The organism is Paenibacillus sp. DRB1-1 (assembly GCF_052119485.1).
Classification (GTDB): Bacteria; Bacillota; Bacilli; order Paenibacillales; family Paenibacillaceae; genus Paenibacillus; species Paenibacillus polymyxa_B.
The window spans coordinates 1325742-1348173 of the sequence record NZ_JBODQH010000001.1 but is presented as its reverse complement, the minus strand read 5'-3'; the positions used below and the strand labels follow the sequence as shown (position 1 = coordinate 1348173).

Annotated in this window: 19 protein-coding genes, 1 pseudogene and 1 other annotated feature; of the genes and pseudogenes, 9 read left to right on the top strand and 11 right to left on the bottom strand. The window is 44.6% G+C overall.

Annotated features, from left to right (window positions below; translation table 11 throughout):
- Positions 1–71: 71 nt before the first annotated feature.
- From ACQW03_RS05940 to ACQW03_RS05930, 3 genes are all read right to left on the bottom strand, one after another.
- The gene (locus ACQW03_RS05940) at positions 72–1694 is read right to left on the bottom strand and encodes a nucleoside hydrolase-like domain-containing protein (protein ID WP_441948709.1); all 1623 of its coding nucleotides are present in this window, start codon (positions 1692–1694) and stop codon (positions 72–74) included.
- A gap of 236 nt (positions 1695–1930) precedes the next feature.
- Positions 1931–3013, bottom strand: coding sequence for a bifunctional 3-deoxy-7-phosphoheptulonate synthase/chorismate mutase (locus ACQW03_RS05935; RefSeq protein WP_013309063.1), 1083 nt, complete (start codon positions 3011–3013; stop codon positions 1931–1933).
- An 87-nt stretch (positions 3014–3100) separates the two neighbouring features.
- Positions 3101–3372, bottom strand: a binding site (T-box leader).
- Positions 3373–3836: 464 nt separating this feature from the next.
- Complete coding sequence (locus ACQW03_RS05930) at positions 3837–4097, bottom strand: hypothetical protein (protein ID WP_025723196.1); 261 nt, start codon at positions 4095–4097, stop codon at positions 3837–3839.
- Positions 4098–4280: 183 nt separating this feature from the next.
- Between ACQW03_RS05930 and ACQW03_RS05925 the strand changes: the two genes are divergently transcribed.
- Together ACQW03_RS05925 and ACQW03_RS05920 are read left to right on the top strand one after the other, a co-directional pair.
- On the top strand, positions 4281–4568 hold the full coding sequence (locus tag ACQW03_RS05925; RefSeq protein ID WP_441948706.1) for a hypothetical protein: 288 nt from the start codon (positions 4281–4283) through the stop codon (positions 4566–4568).
- Between the two features lie 132 nt (positions 4569–4700).
- Positions 4701–6590: a sensor histidine kinase gene (locus tag ACQW03_RS05920; protein ID WP_071639788.1), complete on the top strand. Its 1890-nt coding sequence runs from the start codon at positions 4701–4703 to the stop codon at positions 6588–6590.
- 99 nt (positions 6591–6689) lie between these two features.
- Here ACQW03_RS05920 and ACQW03_RS05915 read toward each other — a convergent pair whose 3' ends face one another.
- From ACQW03_RS05915 to ACQW03_RS05900, 4 genes are all read right to left on the bottom strand, one after another.
- Complete coding sequence (locus ACQW03_RS05915; protein WP_013309068.1) at positions 6690–6926, bottom strand: NHLP leader peptide family RiPP precursor; 237 nt, start codon at positions 6924–6926, stop codon at positions 6690–6692.
- Between the two features lie 75 nt (positions 6927–7001).
- Positions 7002–7937 (bottom strand): hypothetical protein, encoded by a 936-nt coding sequence (locus tag ACQW03_RS05910; RefSeq protein ID WP_441948703.1) that lies wholly within the window; start codon positions 7935–7937, stop codon positions 7002–7004.
- A 176-nt stretch (positions 7938–8113) separates the two neighbouring features.
- Positions 8114–9187 (bottom strand): polysaccharide deacetylase family protein, encoded by a 1074-nt coding sequence (locus ACQW03_RS05905; RefSeq protein WP_441948701.1) that lies wholly within the window; start codon positions 9185–9187, stop codon positions 8114–8116.
- A gap of 37 nt (positions 9188–9224) precedes the next feature.
- On the bottom strand, positions 9225–10313 hold the full coding sequence (locus ACQW03_RS05900; RefSeq protein WP_071639791.1) for a glycoside hydrolase family 11 protein: 1089 nt from the start codon (positions 10311–10313) through the stop codon (positions 9225–9227).
- A 376-nt stretch (positions 10314–10689) separates the two neighbouring features.
- Between ACQW03_RS05900 and ACQW03_RS05895 the strand changes: the two genes are divergently transcribed.
- Complete coding sequence (locus ACQW03_RS05895; protein ID WP_071639792.1) at positions 10690–11166, top strand: hypothetical protein; 477 nt, start codon at positions 10690–10692, stop codon at positions 11164–11166.
- Positions 11167–11253: 87 nt separating this feature from the next.
- On the opposite strand, the gene ACQW03_RS05890 is transcribed toward ACQW03_RS05895, so the two are convergent.
- From ACQW03_RS05890 to ACQW03_RS05880, 3 genes and pseudogenes are all read right to left on the bottom strand, one after another.
- Positions 11254–11748, bottom strand: a complete 495-nt coding sequence (locus tag ACQW03_RS05890) for a hypothetical protein (RefSeq protein WP_071639793.1) — start codon at positions 11746–11748, stop codon at positions 11254–11256.
- Between the two features lie 94 nt (positions 11749–11842).
- Entirely contained in the window at positions 11843–12349 is a 507-nt protein-coding gene (locus ACQW03_RS05885) for a DJ-1/PfpI family protein (protein ID WP_071639794.1), read from the bottom strand.
- Between the two features lie 207 nt (positions 12350–12556).
- Positions 12557–12964: pseudogene (locus tag ACQW03_RS05880) on the bottom strand (AbrB/MazE/SpoVT family DNA-binding domain-containing protein).
- A 198-nt stretch (positions 12965–13162) separates the two neighbouring features.
- Here ACQW03_RS05880 and ACQW03_RS05875 point away from each other — a divergent pair.
- Entirely contained in the window at positions 13163–14560 is a 1398-nt protein-coding gene (locus tag ACQW03_RS05875) for a helix-turn-helix domain-containing protein (RefSeq protein WP_076293428.1), read from the top strand.
- A 226-nt stretch (positions 14561–14786) separates the two neighbouring features.
- The gene (locus ACQW03_RS05870; protein ID WP_076293429.1) at positions 14787–14972 is read left to right on the top strand and encodes an aspartyl-phosphate phosphatase Spo0E family protein; all 186 of its coding nucleotides are present in this window, start codon (positions 14787–14789) and stop codon (positions 14970–14972) included.
- Positions 14973–15240: 268 nt separating this feature from the next.
- Here the strand turns inward: ACQW03_RS05870 and ACQW03_RS05865 are convergent, their stop codons facing one another.
- A complete protein-coding gene (locus ACQW03_RS05865) occupies positions 15241–16467 on the bottom strand; it encodes an acyltransferase (RefSeq protein WP_071639797.1) in 1227 nt (408 codons plus the stop codon).
- Between the two features lie 221 nt (positions 16468–16688).
- On the opposite strand from ACQW03_RS05865, the gene ACQW03_RS05860 reads away from it, so the two are divergent.
- The 4 genes from ACQW03_RS05860 (at position 16689) to hcp (ending at position 22421) form a co-directional block, all read left to right on the top strand.
- The gene (locus tag ACQW03_RS05860) at positions 16689–17696 is read left to right on the top strand and encodes a substrate-binding domain-containing protein (protein ID WP_069079719.1); all 1008 of its coding nucleotides are present in this window, start codon (positions 16689–16691) and stop codon (positions 17694–17696) included.
- Positions 17677–19731: a cache domain-containing sensor histidine kinase gene (locus ACQW03_RS05855; RefSeq protein WP_441948699.1), complete on the top strand. Its 2055-nt coding sequence runs from the start codon at positions 17677–17679 to the stop codon at positions 19729–19731. The genes ACQW03_RS05860 and ACQW03_RS05855 overlap by 20 nt, the downstream gene beginning before the upstream one ends.
- Positions 19682–20983, top strand: a complete 1302-nt coding sequence (locus tag ACQW03_RS05850; RefSeq protein ID WP_441948697.1) for a response regulator — start codon at positions 19682–19684, stop codon at positions 20981–20983. The genes ACQW03_RS05855 and ACQW03_RS05850 overlap by 50 nt, the downstream gene beginning before the upstream one ends.
- Positions 20984–21128: 145 nt before the next feature.
- Positions 21129–22421, top strand: a complete 1293-nt coding sequence (hcp, locus tag ACQW03_RS05845) for a hydroxylamine reductase (RefSeq protein ID WP_071639800.1) — start codon at positions 21129–21131, stop codon at positions 22419–22421.
- The last annotated feature ends 11 nt before the right edge of the window (positions 22422–22432 follow it).

Below are 22432 nucleotides of genomic sequence, written 5' to 3'. Positions count from 1 at the left end.
CGATGTACAACAATAAAAAGGCTCATGGAGTGTTATTCCATGAGCCTAATTTTAGTGGATGTTGTGTTCTATTATTTTACGGTTACAATCACACGCTGATAATGCTTTAAAGGATGTTTTCCATTGTCCTGTACTTCTGCAATGATATGAAGCGTATTCCCTGACTTAGCATCTGCAGGAACTGTGAAACTAACTGCATTCGTATCACTACCTTGCAAGTCAATCGTGTTTACTTTCTCGCCTTTAGCTACTTCTCGATGAAGCCCAAGCTGCATATCCCCCAGTAATTCAGGTTTAACTTGTGCTGGTTTTACTTTAGAATCCTCATACGTGTCTGCTTCAAAATATCTCCACCATTTATAGGTCAATTGATTACCGTCGGGATCTGAACCTTCTGCATGCAGGGTTATTTTCTCCCCTGGACTAGCGGTTAGGTCTAATCCTTCTTTAATGGTCAACGTTGGATTATGGTTGGCATCTTTGTAGTCGGATGCAATAGCCCAGTCTGCACGAGCAGCAAAGTCATTTTGAACATCATCAAACCAACGCATCAGAGAATATTCTGCTTCGAATTTTTTCGTATGCACATCATAATCTAACACGGTATTTCTAAATAATTTTTCGTTAACGACACCGAAACGCCCTCCCCAGCCACCATAGGTTGGGTTTTCCATACTCCGCAATCCGTTATCAATTAAATAGAAGAAGGATGGAGAATCACCTTCAGAAATAAAGTCATACTTGTCGTATTGTGGATTTTTCTTTAAGTAGGTCTCACTGCCTCTTTGTTCTTCATCCAACTCGCCTTTGATGATATTGCCATCGCCCATCAAGGCATACATATTGAGCAACTTGCCATGACCATCTTTAATATTTTTGAAGTTCCATTCCCCGTGTAACTTGCTGTTTACTTCTTCTGTGTGCATTTTCCAAGCATAAGCGAAATGCCAGAAGTTAGATTGATCATTAATAATTCTGATGTCAGGCCAATTTTTAGCGATGTAATTATTGTAGCTATCGTCCTGGTCCAGAATGATGTACAGTACGAGTTTATCACTTACTTTTTTTCGAATCGTTTCCCATTGATCTGTATTTTTATATTCGTCTTCAATGGACTTTAGAGCTCTGGCCGTGGTATTGGTTCCACCCCAAGTTTGTACGTACAAATCTCTTTTGTCATCGTCTAGGAAAAGTGTTTTAAGGAAATTGGAGCCTTCCGTTTCTTTGTCCATTTCACCTTTATTTGATATGTTACCTATTTTGGTAACGCTCTTGATATATTCAGGTTTTGGATAGCCCTCGGCATGTTTGATTAAGTTGGGATAAATCTCTCCGTAGGCATCAATCATATCCGTTACCCATTGTGTTCCGGTCCATCTAAATGGCTTGATGCCAGCCTTTTCATCACCTGCATAATGATATACGGAGCTAGTCAGTACAATGCCGGACAAATCCATTTCATTGGAGTAAAGAAGGAAGCGAATGACAGAGTTCATATCATCTACTTCTCCGTCGGTAGTGATCACCGTTCTGGGCTTGGTTGCTTTATTTTCTACTTTATTTTCCGTTTGTTTTTCTGTTGGAGCAGCGCTTTCATCTTTCACAACGGTGGGCGCCTTACCACTGCAGCCACTGATGATCAGAATACATATCATGGCTAATAGAAAAATGTTTAACCCTTTTCTTTCTCTCATTTCTGTTCCCCTCTCTGAACGTTCCTATGATGTTGTTTTAGGATTATAACCATGTAGGTATTCTTATTATTCAAGATTTAGGCATAAAAAAAACCTAAACATATATATGTCTCGACAAATATCGAGCATATATACATTTAGGTTTTGCCTGCATGATCAGTCACAATCCTGATTCAATTCTACATCATTGACCGAGAAAATGAAAGCGGTTTATGAATCCGGGCATAAAATTAGTTTTACGCTTTGAATAAACCGGATTCTTTGACTTCAGACAGGAAGTTGTGGAACTCAGGAATGTTCAGCTGTTGCTGAGCATCCGACAAAGCGACTGCTGGGTTCGGATGGACTTCCACCATGATACCATCGGCTCCAGCAGCCAAGGCAGCTTTGGCGCAAGGGGCCAGGATGTCCTTACGTCCTGTGGAGTGAGTCACGTCCACCAATACAGGCAGATGGCTTTCCTTTTTCAAAATCGGAACAGCGGAAATATCCAGCGTGTTACGCGTCCATTTTTCGTACGTACGGATACCGCGTTCAATCAGCATGACTTGCGTGTTACCACGGGAAACGATGTATTCAGCAGCATGAAGGAACTCTTCCATTGTGGCAGCCAGTCCGCGTTTGAGCAGAACCGGAGTTCTAGTTTCACCTGCAGCTTTGAGCAATTCAAAGTTGTGCATGTTGCGCGCACCAATTTGAATAATGTCGATGTATTGGATCGCTTCCTCCAAATGTCTTGGATCGACGATTTCACTGATTGTAGCCAGCCCGAACTCATCGCCTACACGTTTGAGAATTTGCAGTCCTTCCACGCCCAGTCCTTGAAAATCGTACGGAGACGTACGTGGTTTGAACGCGCCACCACGAAGAATCGGCACACCGGCTTCCTTGAGAGCCGCACCTACTTCACGAGTTTGCTGGTAGCTTTCCACCGAGCAGGGACCTGCGACCATGATGGAGGCTTTGCCGCCCACCAGCGTATCTTTAACCTTAATAACTGTGCTATCTGGTTGATTTTTGCGGCTGACGATCAGATGTTTTTTGTGTTCTTCTTTTTGATAGTTCAAAGAAGCCTTGAAAATATTTTTGAACAGCTGGCGAATGGTAGCATCGTCAAAAGGCCCACGGTTAGCCGCGATCAGCTTGTCCAGCATTTGTTGCTCACGTACCGGATCAAAGTCAGGTACCCCTTGAGCTTCCTTCAATTTTCCAAGTTGTCCCGCCAGTTCAGCGCGTTGGGACAGCAGCTCCAGCAATTGCAAATTTGTAGCATCGAGCTGTTCACGCAGCAGCTCCAAAGAATTTTCGTTTGTAGACATACAGTACACCCTTCCCGAATTTAAATTTGTTTTTTCTGTCAGTTCATAAACTTTTCTTGCAGAAAATAACACAAAAAGGCACTCGTCGCAAGGGACGAATGCCGTGGTACCACCCTAATTACAGAAGTATACATACGAATCGTCAACGTCGTTCAGTCGACGGCAGTAACTTCTGAGCTTGATGCCCGTAACGGGGGCTTCCGGAAACCTCTACTGCGGACAAAGGAATGAATCCGTCTGTCGGTTCAAGGCTCGACTCGGGAGTGAATTTCAACGCGGGATTGCGGTACGCTCTCAGCAATTCGTACCTTTCTGTGGGAATCCGTTAGACGTTTACTTGTCTCCGTCACTGTCTTTGTTCATGGTATTCAAAAGATTTGACCTTATTTTAAACAAAGTAGGTGCAGAAGGCAAGCCCTGATTATCAGGTTCAAGTTTTTGCTCTTGAATTGCTGCCCTTACAACATGTGAAGTTCAAAAGGGTGCACTCAAGCCATGTGTATCATCTGTGTGGCTTGGGTAGCACCCTTTTGGCATTCTCTGTCTGTCCTTTCATTTTCCTTGATCCCTGGGTTCGGGCTTCGCAGATGCGACTCCTCGTGGGTTATCTTCGGCCGAGATATCATCTGTAGTTGTCTTGTCCGCGGTCCTACGTTCGTCTGCTTCCACGGGATTTAAGGCTTTGTAGCGCTTATACTCCATATCGGCCTGAGACATCGGATCTTTATACATAGGAGATCAGTCAACTCCTTTCTGTTATACACTTCATTACCCGCATAGCAGAATGGGTAACCGTTTTCTTTCACCCGATAAAATGAAGTGGTTAATCCAGCATATCGTCGCTGTCCAGTTGCTCTTCTTCGTCCCCATCGGTACCATTCAGCAAATCGGTACCATGCAGGAATTCAGCAGGAGCAGAAGGATCGACAGGACTGTTCGGTGTCAGTTCATCGGCATCGGGGACGTCCTCCAGAGGAGTATCCGGCCCTTCAGTAAGATTCTCCCAGTTGGTTTCTGCATTTTGCAGAGAAGGCTCGAAATCATTGTCATGTAGCTCAGTAGTTCGATCATCACGATTGGCCATGCTGCTCAGCTCCTTTACTTTTTGTTGCTTATTCCGACCTTACCCAAACAGAAGAACGGCTAAACCTTGAGTTAGTGTGTCTGTAGGAAGTTAAAATCATGCGAATAGGGATATGCCCATTCTCAATTAGCGTTTTTTTGGTAACTGCTGTGATATGATAAAGAAGATAGGGAGGGATATGAATTGGAATGGTACATGTTTGGTCCGATGATTAGTCGTATCCGAGTAGGTCAAAAGGCATCTACCCCGGGATTTTCCCGCACCCTCATTCGGCGCCCAGAAGGCTTATACTGGACAGATGGCGAACAGGCTGGAAAAATAGTAGAAATACGCGATTATTTATTTTCTGATATTTGGACGATCTATGAAGATGAAGATTGTGAACCATGGTTGGGGCTTAGAGAGCAGAAGGAGCGGCGCGAACAGGAAATGATCATTAATCAATATGAAGATTTTACAAAAAATGAGTAAAAAGAACATGATACCCTTCTTATGAAGAAGGTATGCACATCATCGTATAGAATAATATAATTTCAGGACGTAAAAAATGTTAAAACGTATACAAACTTGTAAATCCTACTATGTAACTTTGAGGTGCTTAACATGAGGCATGTGCCCAAAGCTGTCGCCACCCTGCTAGCGGTCATTGTGTTGCTGTTGTCGCTGGGCCACTCCGTCTATGCGGCCAAAATGACCCCGGAAAGGGATTATAAAATACCCTCCTGGGATATGAGATGGGGAGCGGTAAACGAGGATGGCTCTTTAGATGAGGTAAAGGACCCTAGCAAGATCTGGATGCATATTGAAGATGATACACAACTGCTTAGGCAGCCCGGCAATCTAGGCTCCGCCTGGATTCGTATTAAGTTACCTTCGCTAAATGACGAAACGCCAGCGGTACTTTTTGAAAATATTTATGGCAGGCATATTACGCTGTATAAAGATGGGACCAATTTTTACGAATCCTACCGTGGGTACAATTATGAGAATAATCGTATTCTGATTCCGCTGAAGCCGGAAGACAGCGGTAAAACATTATACATATGGACGGAAAGCAGTAAGAATAGACTGGGCATTATCGGCAATGTGATGACCGGTGATTATCGTGATTTATTGGGAACCTTGGTCAGAATGGATGTTTTAGATATTGTACTGGGTAGTACGTTTATCTTTATCGCCCTGGTACTACTGATCTGCTCGTTTTTTCTATTCCGTCCGAGTATGGCTATGTGGTTGTCCCTAAGTGCGATTGTATTGTCTATTGGTCTGATGATCGTAACGTATTCACCATTCTTGTATACATTCTATCGCGGCTATGGAAAGCTGTACTTACAACTTTTTGATGTGGCACTATTTATTCTGCTGCCTTCATTAGCCTACTTTTTTGAGCAAAATATCAATTCGATTATACTGATTCGCAAATTCAGAAAGTTGTTAACCGCCTACTCTTTGTTCTGCTTTACCATGATGATTGTAAATTTAGGAGCACAGGAGCGGTTGAACGATATATATTATTTTTTTAGTGTAGTGATCTTGGGTATATTACTCGTCGCCTTAATGATATTGCTGGTATTTGCTTCGGTTCGCATGGCACTTAAGGGTGATCACGAAGCGATCATTTTATCGACAGGCTTTGCATTTTTTGCAGTCATCTCTATCGGGGAACTGAGCTGGTTCTTTATTCTGGACGGACACTACAATATGTTTTTGTGGAAATGGGGCGTGTTCGGTTTTGTACTGGCGTTGATCGCGATTTTGGGCAGAAGGCTGGCAGAAAAGCACAAGCAGGTGGTTCGGTATTCCAGAGAACTGGAGATGTTCAATAATGAGCTTCAACGTTCGGAGAAAATGGAGATTATTAGCGATCTGGCTGCATCTGTAGCTCATGAGGTACGTAATCCCCTTCAGGTTACACGTGGATTTCTTCAGTTGATGAGCAAGCAGGAGGATGGTAAAAACAAAGACTATCTACATATCGCTTTGGAGGAGCTGGATCGAGCTTCCGCGATTATTACTGATTTTCTGACTTTTGCCAAGCCAGAGTTTGACCAAACCAAAACGTTGACCATATTGGACGAATTCAAACATATTGAAGGAATCATCAGTCCAATGGCTAATTTGCAAGGTGGAAAAATTTCACTGGATATTCCCCAGGAAATCAAAGTACGCGGGAATTCCTCCAAGTTCAAGCAGGCGTTCATCAATATCATCAAAAACAGCATTGAAGCGCTGCGAGACCAGGGTCATATTCATATATGGGCTTATGTGGACAACGGAGAAGCTGTCATTCATATTCGGGATAATGGTGAAGGGATGGATGCTCAGACTTTATCCAGACTAGGTGAGCCTTATTTCTCGAATAAGACAAAAGGCACGGGTTTGGGGATGATGGTGACTTTTCGGATTATTGAAACGATGAATGGAAAAATAACTTTTACAAGTGCAAAAGGGGTGGGAACGGAAGCGACCATCCGCTTCCCCGTAGCCGGATAATATCCGGCTTTTTTGCATTCGGAGAAGACGGAGGGAAGCTTGCTGAGCCCACCCACATGAGAATAAGGAGTATAGATTAAATAAGCATTAACAACCAATTTACCACATCGAGCGAGGTTTCTGGGATGCAGCGAGTACACCGGAGGGGTCTGGAGGAATTACCAGAAAAAACTGATCAGGCGTTTCCTCTAACGTTTTGATTTGGATATGATCGGGGATCACGACTCCTAACACATCACGAATTGCAGATTTGGGATCTGTCATCAGTTTCTCTCTGAAACTGGCATCCTCCCAAGCTTTTTGAATGACTTGTGTTTGAAGAACTTCAGTAGCCATCAAAAATCACCCTCTCATTCAATTGGTTATATTTACCTAGTCAGTATACCACGAAAGACTCAGAAAAATCTAGCATTATTTCATATTTTTGGAGAGCCAGTAATCAAGTCCGCCTCTTCTTAAATGCGAGCGTCCGCCTTCAATTTCCGCCGCCACTTCGCCCAGTTCTGCTGTGATAGAATGTGCAAAGCTACGTAGGCCGTGGATAGAAGGCTCCAGGGTCTCTAACTGTTGGACTGCTTGATCGGCAATGTTCACATAGCTGGCGAGCGCACCGCGTACATAAATCGCTTCCTGAATCTGTTTGGGTCCCAATCCTTCACAGTAAGCCGTCTTCTGCTCGGCACTGATATGGGACAAAAGACAGTTATAGCTATGTTCGACCAAATCTTCTGACCAATCCGCCCAATCATCCGACATTTGAAGCACGAGTAGCGCCAAGTCCGTCATATCTGTAATGATCTGGATCAGATCGGCACGGCCTGCAAGCAGTAAAGCACCCGTTCCAGCCATTTTTAATGGACTTGCTTTCAGCGCGACCTTATTTCTTTCTCCTTGAAAATAGTCCTCTGTTCCTTCGGATGTCACACTAACGGCCCATTCATCAACATACGCTCGGGCATATGACCAAAAAGGAGAGGTTGCAGGAAAAAGGTCCCGATATACGCTTAGACACTCGGTATAGAATAGCTGGCTTAAGGCGAGTTGCGTTTTACGGTTGTCTGTTGCTGTATCCATCACATCGTCTTGAATTAAATAGTGAGCCATGACGAACACGTTGCCAAGTGACAGCTTGCGGCATGTCTCGGGGGGCAGTCCGGTGAGTTCTTGCAGCCAAAATGGAAGCAAATAGCATATGTAATTACGCGTGCTGTCTTCCCGCAACGGATTAAAACGCGCCAGATAGTCCAAACCCTCTTGCTGAAAGGGAGCTGGAAACGTGGACGTCCGTTCCTCCGCTTGACGAAATACATTTTCCAATTCGTTTTTGTATGCAAAATACCATTCCATCGCTATCACCTGCATCTCTTATGAATATTTTTATAGCGATTTCTAGTTGTTACCCGCCATTATACAACAGATTGCAATTTTCAATATTTTGTTATTTTTACATTGAGAATGTTGTAAAAAGGATATCGACAAAAATCCCGGCCGGGAAGATCCCGCCGGGATTTTGTTTTTTAAAATTAGATGATCTCTAAATAGTCAATATAAGCATCCCATGTCCCATCATCGGCTGTTACAACAAGCTCAATCTCTTGATTTCCGGTTCCATGGCTGACATTGTTTAAAGTATAGACCGCAGGACTGCTCCCGCCGAAGTAGAAGGTACCCTTCGTTTGTCCACCAATTTTCAAGTCAACTTTGGCCATGTTGGAATTATTTGAAGCACCACGGAGTGAAAAACTATGGGTGCCACTGGTAAAATTCTGTGTGAATTTCACTGAATCATTGTTGGAGTATAAAGCGACTCCGTTGAACGGCGAGCTGATATTTGAAGTGTACTGACCGCCTTTGGTCATATTTTCTGCTTCCACTTTTGTGCCTTTGTTTGGCGGCGTTTCGCCGTCTCCGCCATCAGGCGCTACCGCCCGGCCATTGCTTGGTGAGATCATACCAGAGCAAAGGTTACGGTTTTTGAGGTTCTGTGCAATTTGTGGAATAGCTTGGAGTGTAGTCTGGTACTGATCATGCATCAGGATCACATCGCCGTTTTTAAGTTTGCCCGCAGCAGCTACGATCTGTGCAGTGGAGGCGCCGTTCCAGTCTTGGGAGTCAACGTTCCACAATACTTCGGTAAGACCGTTTTGGGTCTCGATGGATTTGAGGGTTGCGTTGGTTTCGCCATACGGAGGACGGAACAACTTTGGTGCCGTGCCAGTAATGGACTGTATCGTTTGCTGCGTTCGTGTAATTTCCGATGACATCTGCGATGTGCTCAGTTGTGTCATATGCGGATGTGACCATGAATGGTTACCGATCCACATGCCTGCTGCCTGCTGTTCACGTACAAGCGAAGAATTGTTTTGCGCGTTTTGTCCAAGATTAAAGAGCGTCGCGCGTAAACCGTTTTGCTTCAGAGCACTAAGCAGCGCTTTAGTGTTAGAGGGATTGGGACCATCGTCAAAGGTTAACGCTACATAACCGTTCGAGCAATCAGCCGCATGCGCTTGGTTGCTCGAGATCACCAGCGAGCCAGTGAATAAAGACAAGGTGATTGACATAATTGCCGTCCATTTTCCTGCTTTAGCTATAAACAAGGCTGTACCTCCTTAACAATTTTAATAGATAGTAAGGTTAGTTGATCTCCAAATAATCAACATAAGCATCCCATGTTCCATCATCGGCTGTTACAACGAGCTCGACCTCTTGGTTTCCGGTGCCATGACTGACATTGTTTAGAGTATAGACAGCAGGGTTGCTTCCACCGAAATAGAAGGTCCCCTTTGTTTGTCCACCGATTTTCAAGTCAACTTTGGCCATGTTGGAGTTGTTCGAGGCACCACGTAATGAAAAACTATGGGTGCCGCTAGTGAAATTTTGCGTAAATTTTACCGAATCATTGTTGGCGTATAAAGCCACTCCGTTGAACGGCGAGCTGATATTAGAAGTGTACTGACCACCTTTGGTCATACTTTGGGCTACTATTTTTGTGCTTGTGCCTGGAGGAGTTTCAGTTCCGCCGCCGGAATTGCCGCCAATTGTAACTGTATTACTAGTTACATTAGCACTTCCACTGCTTTGGTATCCCTCTACAGTAAGTGAAGTTTCATACAACTTGCCCACTTTCATGCCCATGCTTTCCCATTTTTTGAAATGCTCGCTAACCGATATGGTTCCGCTTGTGCGTTTGGATGTCCGGACACTCCAATACTGTTGGAAAGTTGTTTTGTCTCCTTTAATGGAAGGCTGGTCTACCCGAGTGGTTTCATAAATATCATATGTTCCCCCGTCAACGTTAAAGGTGCCCTTGGATGTTGCACCTGGTGGACGCCAGCTTCCCCAGCTATCGACGATGTAATATTCTACGAGCGGATCAACTGCCCATCCATAAACGCACAAATACGAATTACCATTTGGCTGGTAGTCGGCATTGTAGTTTACCGAAATATTTCCGATTTGCTGGTGTGTCTTGGTTTCGTCGAATTTTTTGCCTTTACGGAATAATGCATTTCCAATGTTACTCCACTGGGCACTGAACGCACCCCCATTATTAAGAGTCATACTTGTGTTCCCGTGATCTTTCCACAATTCATAGTAGTAGTTGTCATGGGTACCGGTTTGGTTTGAGGTGATCGTTGTTGCCGCCTGTGCATTTACTGCGGGTAAGATAAGCGAAAAACAAATCAAAATTGATAAAAATAACCGTATTCTTTTTTGTTTCATTGGACTTTCCTCCTTGTGTGTAATTGCGTGTAGTCTGACTATGATGCAGTGCATTCTGTAGTAGCTTGATACAACATTTCTTTCCAAAAAATTAATTGTAATCGATTACAAAAAAATTTTATCATATTTTCCTTGATATTTTACCTGAAAAATTTCGAATTATATTGTAGAAAGTTTAGTACTTCATTCTTACTTACCCTACATGATAAGGTTTCCAAGGAGTGCGTTCAGATCGAAGATTGGGGTGTAACCGTGATAGAAATGTTCATGAGCTCGTATTTTCCCGGTCTTGTGACTACTTAACAGTTGAAAATACGAATAAAAATACAGGAAAGAGAAAATATTAAATTAAAAAGGGTGAAAGAAGGGCCTGAATATGAAAAAACAATGGAAATTAATCACTGCTACCCTGTATGGAGGAGTGATGATGTATGGTAGTGCAGGGATGATCGAAGCTGCTGGTATAAAGACAAGCCCCCAGATGCAAGCTCTTACTCCTAGTAACTCTATTCAGGGTGAGGCTGATCCAGGGCGCATGCAGTCACAGGACTGCCATCGACAAGGACATGCTTATAAGCACGGGCATGGCAAACGGCCTGGAGGCTGGGACCATCATCTGAACGAAAAAGTAGCCAAACTATTGGGTATCACTCCTGTTCGCTTAGAAAATGAGCTGGGACAAGGCAAATCGTTGTCCGACATCGCTAAAAGCAAAGGAATTAATGAGGAACAGCTTATAAATAAGCTGAAAAATGAAATGACCGTCGATCTGAAACGGCTCGTCAACCGCAAAGGGCCAATTACATTCGATCGTAAGTCCGGCACTTCGAATGAAGCTCAATTGAAGCGTTAGCAGGGGATACCGTGGCATATCTTCATCTTGAATAAGTCGAGGAGCAGATCGTTTGACAACAAAAAAAAGGATGGGGGAAACCCATCCTTAAATTGCAACTTCCTTATCGTGTACGATGTCATATTTAGTTACTTTGCCAGTGTATTTGTCTACGTAATAGAATCCATAAGTTGCAATGTGATCAGGGAAATCTTCGTAAGCTCTTAAAGAGTATTTTGTTCCTTCCAAACCTTCAACCATTACATTTAAATTGTATTTAACAGCTTCGTTTTTTATTTTATCAAAAAGAATATTGATCGCTTGATTTTCTGTAATAATATTTTGCTGTTTACCTAAATACAGTTTATTATCAATGAGGCTGATTTGTCTGCCTTCTGCAATTCCAATATCTTTAACAGAGATGTATGTGTTTCCGTTGTAAATCAAGGCCTCGGCAGTATTCTTTTTTGTACCCTCTAAAAACACATCAAACTTTTTCACAACAGCATTTACGCTTGTTCCAGATGCAGCCATTGCGGTTGCACCTGTAATCATCGTACCAATGGTTAAGCCCACTAATAGCCCCTTTAATTTGTCATTCATTTTAATTACCCCTTTATGTATGCTAATTTCCTTATTAATAATATTCTAAATATCACCATACATAAAGTGATTGTTGTGGGGGAGAGCAGAAGAGTCAACTATCTTTAAAGAGCTTAAAAAAATCAATGGTTTCTCTTAAATCTTCATCATCCGTATAAATGTTCATCACCTTGCCTATTTCAATTGCAAAGTCCACATACTTATTTGGTTTAGCCGCAATGATGTTCTTGTGTATCTCCAGACCCGTTGGATGATTCACAGGACTTTTATAGGAGACACCTGCTATCTCCAGTAATTCAGTGGCAGAACAAATGGTCGCTATCACTTTATTATCATTATTCAGTGTATTGATTAAAGCTAGGAGTTGCTTGTTCGTCTTTAATTGAGTGTTATCTCCACCAGGTATAATTAGGAGTTGAATATCCTCGGCAGACACTTCATCAATGGCCACCGAAGGCATAACTTTAAAATCCTCATAGGAAATCACTGGGTCTTTGGTTACCCCAATCGTAACAATGTCCCCTTTGGTTTTCATAAAATAGGTTGCTAACATAATCTCAAAACTCACATAACCATCATAAATTAGAACATGTGATTTCATTCGTACACCTACTTCAACATTAGTTTTTAGCTTTGAGTCCGTTAAGTGCGCCTTTAGGAAGTTTACATATAGTGAAAATATATCACCTAGATAGGTTTAATTCCATAATTTACAGCAAATATAGAGTTGAAAGTTTAAATAACCAGTCGCACAAAATCAACCAGCGACTGGTTATTTAGCTTCGCTAGAATATGAGCTGAGCGGCACCTATAATAGCTTTTTAAGCTGGGGAATACGGTCTTGGGATACGCCAAGCCATTCAGCATATTCACCTTGCTTGGCTGCTGGATGCTCACGCATAAGTCTTCTTAGCTTCTCAACCAAATGTTGTGAAGGCGACCGATGTGCTATTTAACTTACACCTATGTTTCCCTTCAGATCGTTTATGCATTTTTTACATAAAAATGAATCCCTGAAATAGCTTAAATCCTGGATCGAATAGCATAAGTGACAGCAGACTCCAATATACTTCCGCATACTCAATAAACCTGTTTCACAATCTAAATAAAATTCTAAAGACTCACCAGCTTGAATACCCATAGAGGTTCGCATCTCTTTAGGAATAACAATTCGACCTAACGTATCCAATGGACGTGTCATGCCTGTATTTTTCAAATGATCTTCTCCTTTCATAGTCCAACATCCAATGATCTCCTAATAAAAATATAAAAATCAATAAAGTAAAAGCATTTATGTTTGTTCCAAAAGATGGTATTATCGTGAAGGAAAATCAATAATTATACTATTAGTTTCCAAACTATATTGTTTATTGAAATTGAAATTCTATGAAAATGCTGAAAGGGTGGTTTGTCCATGGAAATCACACCTACGATACAGGCAGAAATTCAAACTTATCTGAAACGAAAAGGTTTAACGATGACCAAGTTTGGTCACACGATTGATTTGAATGTAGGTACAGTTAGTAGCATTGTGACCGGTAACCGATCTATTTCTGTTCACCAACTGGATAGTATTACTGCGGGAATGAATTTACCACCGGATTATTTTTACGAACGTTATATTGAAGAATGCATTGAAGAATCTCCGTTAAACTGGAAAAAAATCAGCCCTTTCCTATACCGATGTATTGAACTAGGACGACTGGACTGCTTACAGCGAGTGGTAATTCTGTTATTGGATAACCCTAATTATCTGCCATCACTCTTTGAAGTTGCCGAAAATGTATACAAAGACGGTTACAATGAAGCAGCGGCATACCTTTACAAAAAGGTGGCTGAAAGTGAGAAGCAGCAGCATTCAGAGCGATTGGCGATCTGCCAGTATCGTTTGTTCCAAATCAATATTGGACAAGATAGAGCTGTAAATCTTCAGGCTGCCATTGAATTTGCCCCTTTTGTTGATCGTTTAGACGAGATAGAGCAATTAGATGCATTAAAAGATTTGGCAAACATGTACAGATCATTAAGCATGTGGGACAAGGTGTATGAATTTTCATCTCAAATGGGTCAAATGGGAAAGATCCAATATAATTTGGTTAATAACTCTAAGCGAAAAGGAACAGAGCCACGAAAAAAGCTAAGCAGGCCACTGTTTGTATACATAGTTTACTCCGAGTTGCTGTGTGCTAATGCTTGCGATGCAAAAGGTGATCATGAACAGGCATTAGAACATATTCGAGGTTATGCCGATCTAAGTTGGGTGAAGGAGAAGGATCCTGATTCACTTTATTGGAAGAAGCAATATCAACAATGGGCGAAAATTAATACGTACGTCAACAGGCTTATGTCCGGGGATATTAGTGTTCTCCCCGATTACGTAGAACATATGGCTGCTGAAAATGAGATTTTTTCCGAGCTACTAAACGTCCTTGAAGTTGCTAATCGGTACAATGTAGATGTAGACCATATCCTTAAGCGTTTTGAATCCCAAATTGCAGCGTATCAGGAACCGTTGTCTTCTGACATGTATACACAACAAGTTTTACCGGAAGAATACGTACGCTTCTGGTATAAAATGGCTAAGTATAGCCTATATAAAGGTAGATATCCATATGGTTTCAAATGTTTAATAAACGCGTTTGAAAAAGCTGTTACAATTAACCATGTACTACTTATTGCCAATTGTTTTGGATTATTTTTTCATTTCAAAACACATGCGGCTCCCGAAACACAGACACAGTTCCAATCTATTTATGAGGAGGTGTGGGAGAAAAATGATCAAAAGGATGGCTTTCTTCTTGGCGGTAACTAGCTTTTTACTGGTATTCACAGTACCAGTCCAAACTGGAAATCTAAGCCATGACACGATCCAAACACAAGGACACGTTGGTGGATCTTGACCAAGCACTAATTCATTACCCTGGACCAGCTTATTGCTGGTCTCTTTTTGTATTATTTTGTAATTTTTCGGCTCAAAAAAGATTATGACGTATTTGTACATCCCTCCTTAAAATGAAATTCATTAGGAGGTATGCAGGATGAGCAGGTATGAAACGGTGCCGTTAATTCAACAGATGGAACACGCCAGACAACAATTGCATGATCTTTACGAAGAGTATGGCTTCGGACATGCTTGTGTACTTCAGCAGTCTATGCTTTTGGATGAACTGATTAATCAGTACAACCGTATGTTTCAGACCAAGAAGCTGCCTCACTATGTTTAGGGCTAGATCATTAACAACGACGATATTATGTTCAGTACATCCTCTCCCTTCTTTGTTATGCAAAACTGTAACTTTTCCCGCGTAACGTTTATGATTATTCTATATAATTACTTATTTTAAAATAAAATACATATTCATGTCATAAAATGTTAATCATTTTTTTGAGGGGACGGCATACTAAGGCAACAAAAAAAGCAGAGCTCAATAAGTGAGCCCTGCCCAAATCCATTGGAATTATAACCCCATGCTGAAATACAGACGCACAAGATTAGCCAAGCTCCTGCGTGCTTTTGGAAGCACGTTTGGAGGAAAGAAACTGGAAACGAAACGAATGCCAATTCAATCGCTGTCTGCCTTTGGAACCAACAATCCAGTTGCCACCGGGCAGATGGGCAAAGAGCCAGCTGATGCCCAGAGAAACACTTGCCACGACGATAAACGTAATGAGCGTAGCTGTAAAATGATGATCGCCCAGTGCAAGCGGGCGGGTGTAGTAGGATATGAAGGCCAGCACGAGTGCATGGGCCAGATATCCTCCAAAAGAATAACGTCCGATCCAGTTCAGCATACGGCGAAACGGCTCGGATCGCGTATCTTTTTGCAAATGGAGCAGCAGTCCGTACAATAAAAGCAACTGCGACACAATTAGAACAAAGGTACTTGGCTTCAAATAGGTCGAAATATTAAGATTGATCGTATCGCCCGACTGGATCAGCATCGTGTGACCCATGAGCATGAACAAACCAATAAAGACAAATACATTCCACGGCAACGTCTGTTTGGCTAGTCCACGCCAGGTGTCTGTCATGTAAGCACATACTGCGCCCAGCATAAAATAGAAAAAGTACATGACAAAGTTATAGGTGCGATAATCCAGCAGAGTCTGCCAAAAGGACGGTAACCGAGTGCTCCATGCAGACATGTCATAGTAGGACCATTGTAACAGCAAAGCATAAACCGCAGCGGCAATCAGCATAATAGCCAAAACAAGCTGTTTGCGTCTTTTCGTGCTGTAACGACGTAGAAACGCTTGAACCTGCCCGGCTGCTTTTGAAAATAAAGGAAACAAAATATAAAACTGAAAGATCATCACTACAAACCATAGATGATATCCGCTGACGGGGATGATCATTTCCTCGAACATACCTTTGTAAAAGTAAATATTTCCCCACTGTGCCGTTGACCAGTTTTGAGTACATACCCAATAAATAACAGTCCAGCAAAGGAAAGGAACATAAATATCTCGAAACCGCCTGCCAATATAGCGAGGATAGCCAATCGGTTTGTTGCCGTTATAAAAAAGCAGCGCCGCAGACAGGAAAACGAACGTTGGTGTGCCAAAACGTGTCAAATGATACAGCATCGCGAGCATAACAGAATCTGGCTGTTGGATGTCGCTGCGATAAATATATTCGCCAATGCAATGCTGAAGCACGACAGCGAGGTAGGCAAGGCCCCGTAGTTCTGTCCACTCCGCGATACGCGGCTTGCTCATCCATATCACTCCTTTTCCTAAAGAAGATTCGCATATGCTTTCCATCACACAATTGTAGGTATTGTAACGTAGAAACATTAGTGCAGGATTAACGCCACCTGAAAGTAAGAAGAGTGAAGTAGTTCCATTTTAATATGATTGCGTTTACAATCTAAGTAAAACCAGAATAAATTAAAGTGAATTTATAACTTAAGGATACACACAGGAAGAGGAGAGGAAGGATGAAAAAAACGCTGCTGGTATATATGCTGTTGATTGCGGCCTTTGCTCTCTATGTGTTCAGGTATGAACAAACGGGCCCGTTGAATGGCACTTGGGAGGATAAGGGGCTACGAGGCAGCATCGGAGAAACCTATATGATGATTACCTTCCAGTCTGGTTTGGAGTATTGGAAAAGTGGGCTCAAGGGCTTCGAGGATGCCGGGGATGCGCTGGGGGTGACTGTGGAGTATCGGGGAGCTACCCGTTATGATGCGCAGGAGCAGACGACCGTTATTGAGCAGGCGATTGCTCGTAAGCCCGCAGGGATTGCCATATCAGCGATTGATCCTCACTCTCTCATTCCGGTGATTAATAAGGCACTAGATGCGGGCATTCCTGTGGTGCTGTTTGATGCCGGAGCGCCGGGGAGTCGTGCGTATTCCTTTTTGGGCACGGATAATTATAAGGCGGGCGTGACCGCTGCAGATAAAATGGCAGAACTGTTGGGACGAGAAGGCCAAGTCGCTGTTCTGACACTGCCTGGACAGCAAAATCATGAAGAACGCTCGCGTGGCTTTCGTGATACCATTCAACGGCAGTATCCTGCCATGAAGGTGGTGGAAGTCGCAGATGGCCGGGCAGACGCGATGGTCTCCCGGGATGAGTCGCAAAGGCTGATGAAAGCTTATCCGAAACTGGCGGGCATTTTTGTGACCGATGCAACGGGAGGAACAGGTGTGGGTGAAGCGGTACTGAGTCAAAAAAACAGCCATCCGCTGAAAATCATTTCTTTTGATACGAATAAAGCGACACTGGATATGATTCGTGGTGGGACGATCTCGGCAACAATTGCCCAAGGAACATGGAATATGGGCTATTGGTCGCTTCAATATCTGTTCCATCTGCATCATCATTTGACGATTCCTGCACCTTCTTCCACTGGAGACAACACTCCGCTGCCCGTGCGGGTAGATACTGGGATTTCCGTGGTCACCCGGGCGAATGTAGATGATTATTATGCGAAATAAATTTTGGGAGCGTATCCAATTAGGGGTGCGCCAAACGATACCGCGGTTACGCTTGCGCAATATGCCTTTACGTTATCAGCTCATGCTGCTGTTCCTGTTGTTTGGCATTGTGCCTTCGCTGGGATTAGGTCTGCTGGTCAATTGGACGGTGGAACGGATTATTGAGCGGCAGGTGGAAGACCATACGATGCAGTTGATTGGCAAGGTAAACGAAGCGCTGGACACCAAAATGGAAAATTTGCAAAACATGACGTATCTGATTGCTTTTAACCCCGATATCGGGGAGTTCTGGAAAGGGCGGACGCTGGCAGACGGCCACGCGGGTCATGCGAGTATAGTAACGCCCGAAAACCAGGGGGAGCTGACACAGAACTCGGTGCAAAATCAGGCTCTCAGCTCCAAGCAGGCATTAAGTTCTGTACAGGAGCAGGATACGCTATATGAAATGAAGCAATTTTTGCAGGGCTATACTACGTTATATCCTGAGATTGCAGGGATTCTGATCGTAAACGAAAAAGGCGACTATATCAGCAACGAAATGTACGCTAGAAGCACACGTAGCCTGACGGAAGAAGGCTGGTACCAACAGGCGGCGCAGCATGCAGGCATATTCACTGTGCTAGGACAGCCGAGCCACCGTAATGTAACGACTCATGTCCGGTACAAGGATAGTGAAATTGTCTCCGTCGTCCGTTCGGTTACGGATTCGGAAACCGGTCACGTGTTAGGCGTGATTATGATTGACCTCAAGCTGAGAGCTGTGTCGCAGGCCGCCAGGGACGTAACCTTGGGCAAAAGCGGGTATTTAATGGTGACAGATGCTGAGGGGCGCAGCGTGTACAGGCCGGATATGCCTTTGATTGAGCGCATTCCGCCGCAATGGTTCGGGGCAGGTGACAGCGGGATGTTTACCCGTGAAGCTGGGGGCAGAGAATTGCTGTTCATGTTCAGGGCTTCCGAATTCACGGGCTGGAGAACAGTGGGGGTATTCCCGGCACGCGAATCTACACTGGAAGTGCGGCAAATTAAGTTCTATGTCGTCTGTTTTGTTTTTATTGTATGTCTATTTGGCTTAACGGCATCCTTGCGATTGTCGAGTTCCATTGCGCAGCCGATTTTCCGGCTGATGTCCTATATGCGGGCAGCAGAGACAGGAGATCTTACAGTTCGCCAATGGAGTGACCGTGGGGATGAAGTTGGAATGCTGGGACGGAGCTTTAACCGGATGCTGGAGCAAATTCGCCGTCTCATGTCACTTAGCGAACTGAGGGAACGGCAAAAACGGGATGCTGAGCTGCGCAGCCTTCAGGAGCATATTAAGCCGCATTTTCTATACAATACGCTAGATACCATTCACTGGATGGCTCGAAAAAATGGAGCAGACGACGTGTCCGACATGGTGGGGGCGCTATCGAGATTGTTCCATCTCGGGCTGAGCAAGGGGGATGACTTTATTCCGCTGCGCTCCGAGATTGAGCATATATCGAGCTATATGCAAATCCAGCAAACCCGCTATCGTGATCGACTTCGCTGGGAATTGAATGTACCCGACGAGCTAAAGGATCTGTTCGTGTTGAAGTTAATGCTTCAGCCTGTAGTGGAAAATGCGATTTATCACGGCATCAAGGCCAGACGAGGCCCAGGCACGATTTGGATAGAAGCTAAAGCCGAGGGCGACAAGCTGCTGCTGACGGTACGTGACGATGGCGCAGGGATGACGGCGGACCGTCTGCGTGAACTGCGCGAATGGCTGGAAATACCCCTGGAGGCGATGGAAGGAAAGCAGAAGCAAAAGGGAGTTAGTACCCATGGCAGAAGCTATGGCATGCTGAATGTACAAGCGCGTATCCGATTGTCTTTTGGCGAGGAATATGGAATTGTACTGGAGAGCAAAGAAGGGACAGGTACCTGCGTTACGATCACTCAACCGTTGCTGCTGGATATGGCACAACTGAAGAAGCCTTATGAAAAAGGAGAGGGTCAGGATGACGAAATCACAGGCCACAGACAACTCGACAACGGCGAGTCTGATTGACCAGGCCATAACGGAAGTGACCATAGGGACGGCAAAACGTTACCAAGTATTGATCGCAGATGATGAGCCGATCATCCGAGAGGGGATACGAGATTGCATAGACTGGGCAGCTCTGGGCATGGAGGTTGCAGCAGAGGCGGAGGACGGAGAAGAAGCGCTGGATCTGGTGGGTCAGCTTCATATCGACATCGTGCTGGTCGATATGAATATGCCGTTCATGGACGGGATTGAACTGATTCGGCGGCTGCGGGACGAGCGTCCGGAATGCCGCTGTCTGATCATTTCCGGGCATGATGAGTTTGCTTATGCGCAGGAGGCTGTCCGACTTGGCGTAGAGGATTATATTTTGAAGCCGGTAGATGCGGATCAGCTTCATGCTGCGTTGTTGCGGCTTCGTCAGCGAATGGACGAAGAGCACAAGCGTGCTGCCTATGTAGAACAAGCCGCCGGACAGATTGAACGGAATATTCCGCTACTGCGCCAGCGGTTTTGCCTGGAATGGCTGGAAGGGCAACACACGGGAAAAGACGTCATGGAGCAGTTGGCGTTTTTACGGCTTCCATCGCGGCCGCCTGCTCAGATCGGTGTCGTACGGTGGCCTGCGGCAGAGGCCCGGCAGACGATTATGCGCGAGAATGACCGCCAGTTATTTCTTTTTGCTGCTGAAAATATTATTGGCGAACTGCTGGAGGACCGACCGCATGTGTTGTTCCGCGATGCGAACGGGCTGATCGGCATATGCCTGTGGCAGGAGGCACCCGAGACGATAGGCGCTTCCATGGAGCAGGCGATTGGGCGCTACCTGAATATAGCGGTTCATACGCATGTGCAGTCCAACGCGGGTGGACTGGAAGGCGCAATTGACGCATACCGGGTGAGTCGGGATCGTGTGTATGGCGAATCGCAGTTGTCTCCCATCGTACGCCGGGCTCGGCAGCTCATTCAGGAAGGTTACGCCGATCGGGAGCTGACGTTGGAAGCCCTTGCTTCGCGGCTACAAGTATCCGCCGTATATCTCAGCCGTGTGCTCAAAAAGGAGCTCAACGACAGCTTCGTGACCCTCGTCACGCGTGCTCGTATCCGTAAAGCGGTGCAACTGCTGGATTCCACGACGTTGTCTATCTATGATATAGCAGAACGTACGGGATACGACAGTCAGCACTATTTTAGCACCGCTTTTAAAAAGACTATGGGCGTGTCCCCTGTGCAGTACCGTAAAGGCGGTGGAATTCAAGAAAGCACGGTAGAGTAGGAAGGATTGAAATGAGGGATGAGTCCCACACTGTCTCATAATAAACTGTAAGAAAAAATGTGTGTGTAATCACACCTACGCATTCAGGGGTTTGTTACGCTGGGGATAACGAACAAATATCTATCAATATTTGGAGGAAAACGATATGTTTTGTTATCAGTGTGAACAGACGCCGAGTGGCGGGTGTAAAGTAGTTGGGGTGTGCGGGAAAGATGAGACGATAGCAAGCTTGCAGGATACGATGATTTTTGCATTAAAAGGGATTGCTGCCTATGCGACACATGCTCGTCAGTTGGGATATAGCGATCCAGAGGTAGATCGGATCACGCATGAAGCGTTATATATGACCTTAACCAATTCTAACTTTAATGTACAAGAGCATTTGGAAATGGCGATGAAGGTCGGAAATGCGGCTGTACGGATCATGGATGTGCTGGATCGTGCGCATACGGATCGTTTTGGTATTCCGCAGCCGATTACTGTTAGCCAGAATAAGATCGAAGGCCAATGTATCGTCGTGACTGGACATAATTTGTATGCGCTGGAGGAATTGCTGCGGCAGACGGAGGGTAAAGGCATCAACATCTATACCCACTCAGAAATGCTGCCTGCCCACGGCTATCCGGCATTGAAGAAATATGCACATCTCAAAGGGAATATCGGTAAAGCCTGGTACGATCAACGCAGACTGTTCGAGGAGTTCCCAGGTGCGATTCTGGCTACAACGAACTGTGTTATGCCGATTAAAGGCACGTATGCAGACCGCTTCTTCTCTTATGAAGTTGCTGGACTAGAGGGTGTTGCCAAAATTGTGAACGACGATTTTGCTCCACTGATCGAGCGCGCGTTGGCCCTGCCAGCCGCAGATGTAGAGTCTGAACAGGTGCTTACGACGGGATATCATCATGAGACGGTTATCGGGCTGGCTCCTGAGATTATTCAGGCAGTTAAAGACGGGCATATCCGCCGTTTCTTCGTCATTGCAGGCTGCGATGCACCAGGCAAAGGCGGTAACTATTACCGCGAGCTAGCTACATCCTTGCCGAACGATACGGTTATTCTGACCACGTCCTGTGGTAAATTCCGCTTTAATGACGTGGATTATGGCACCGTTGGAGATACCGGCATTCCGCGTTATATTGATTTGGGACAATGCAACAATTCGGGTTCTACTGTGAAAATTGCTCTGGCGTTAGCGGATGCTTTCGGCTGTACGGTGAACGAGCTGCCTGTGAGCATTGTTCTGTCCTGGTTTGAGCAAAAAGCGGTCGCCATCCTGCTGGGCTTGTTCAGCCTCGGCATTCAGGATATTCGCATTGGGCCGAAGCCGCCTGAGTTTATTTCTTCTGGCGTACTGGATGTACTGGTGGAGATGTTTGGCTTGAAGCTAATTACTACCGCAGAGGAAGATATGAAAGCGATGTTGGCGTTGTCGTAAGAGGTTGGTGG

Coding starts and splice junctions, on each gene's coding strand:
- ACQW03_RS05875 (WP_076293428.1), top strand. CDS start 13,163: ATGGAAATCACACCTACGATACAGGCAGAAATTCAAACTTATCTGAAA.
- ACQW03_RS05865 (WP_071639797.1), bottom strand. CDS start 16,467: ATGAGCAAGCCGCGTATCGCGGAGTGGACAGAACTACGGGGCCTTGCC.
- ACQW03_RS05890 (WP_071639793.1), bottom strand. CDS start 11,748: ATGAATGACAAATTAAAGGGGCTATTAGTGGGCTTAACCATTGGTACG.
- ACQW03_RS05930 (WP_025723196.1), bottom strand. CDS start 4,097: ATGGCCAATCGTGATGATCGAACTACTGAGCTACATGACAATGATTTC.
- ACQW03_RS05895 (WP_071639792.1), top strand. CDS start 10,690: ATGAAAAAACAATGGAAATTAATCACTGCTACCCTGTATGGAGGAGTG.
- hcp (WP_071639800.1), top strand. CDS start 21,129: ATGTTTTGTTATCAGTGTGAACAGACGCCGAGTGGCGGGTGTAAAGTA.
- ACQW03_RS05870 (WP_076293429.1), top strand. CDS start 14,787: ATGAGCAGGTATGAAACGGTGCCGTTAATTCAACAGATGGAACACGCC.
- ACQW03_RS05885 (WP_071639794.1), bottom strand. CDS start 12,349: ATGAAATCACATGTTCTAATTTATGATGGTTATGTGAGTTTTGAGATT.
- ACQW03_RS05920 (WP_071639788.1), top strand. CDS start 4,701: ATGAGGCATGTGCCCAAAGCTGTCGCCACCCTGCTAGCGGTCATTGTG.
- ACQW03_RS05915 (WP_013309068.1), bottom strand. CDS start 6,926: ATGGCTACTGAAGTTCTTCAAACACAAGTCATTCAAAAAGCTTGGGAG.
- ACQW03_RS05850 (WP_441948697.1), top strand. CDS start 19,682: ATGACGAAATCACAGGCCACAGACAACTCGACAACGGCGAGTCTGATT.
- ACQW03_RS05935 (WP_013309063.1), bottom strand. CDS start 3,013: ATGTCTACAAACGAAAATTCTTTGGAGCTGCTGCGTGAACAGCTCGAT.
- ACQW03_RS05860 (WP_069079719.1), top strand. CDS start 16,689: ATGAAAAAAACGCTGCTGGTATATATGCTGTTGATTGCGGCCTTTGCT.
- ACQW03_RS05940 (WP_441948709.1), bottom strand. CDS start 1,694: ATGAGAGAAAGAAAAGGGTTAAACATTTTTCTATTAGCCATGATATGT.
- ACQW03_RS05910 (WP_441948703.1), bottom strand. CDS start 7,937: ATGGAATGGTATTTTGCATACAAAAACGAATTGGAAAATGTATTTCGT.
- ACQW03_RS05900 (WP_071639791.1), bottom strand. CDS start 10,313: ATGAAACAAAAAAGAATACGGTTATTTTTATCAATTTTGATTTGTTTT.
- ACQW03_RS05855 (WP_441948699.1), top strand. CDS start 17,677: ATGATTATTATGCGAAATAAATTTTGGGAGCGTATCCAATTAGGGGTG.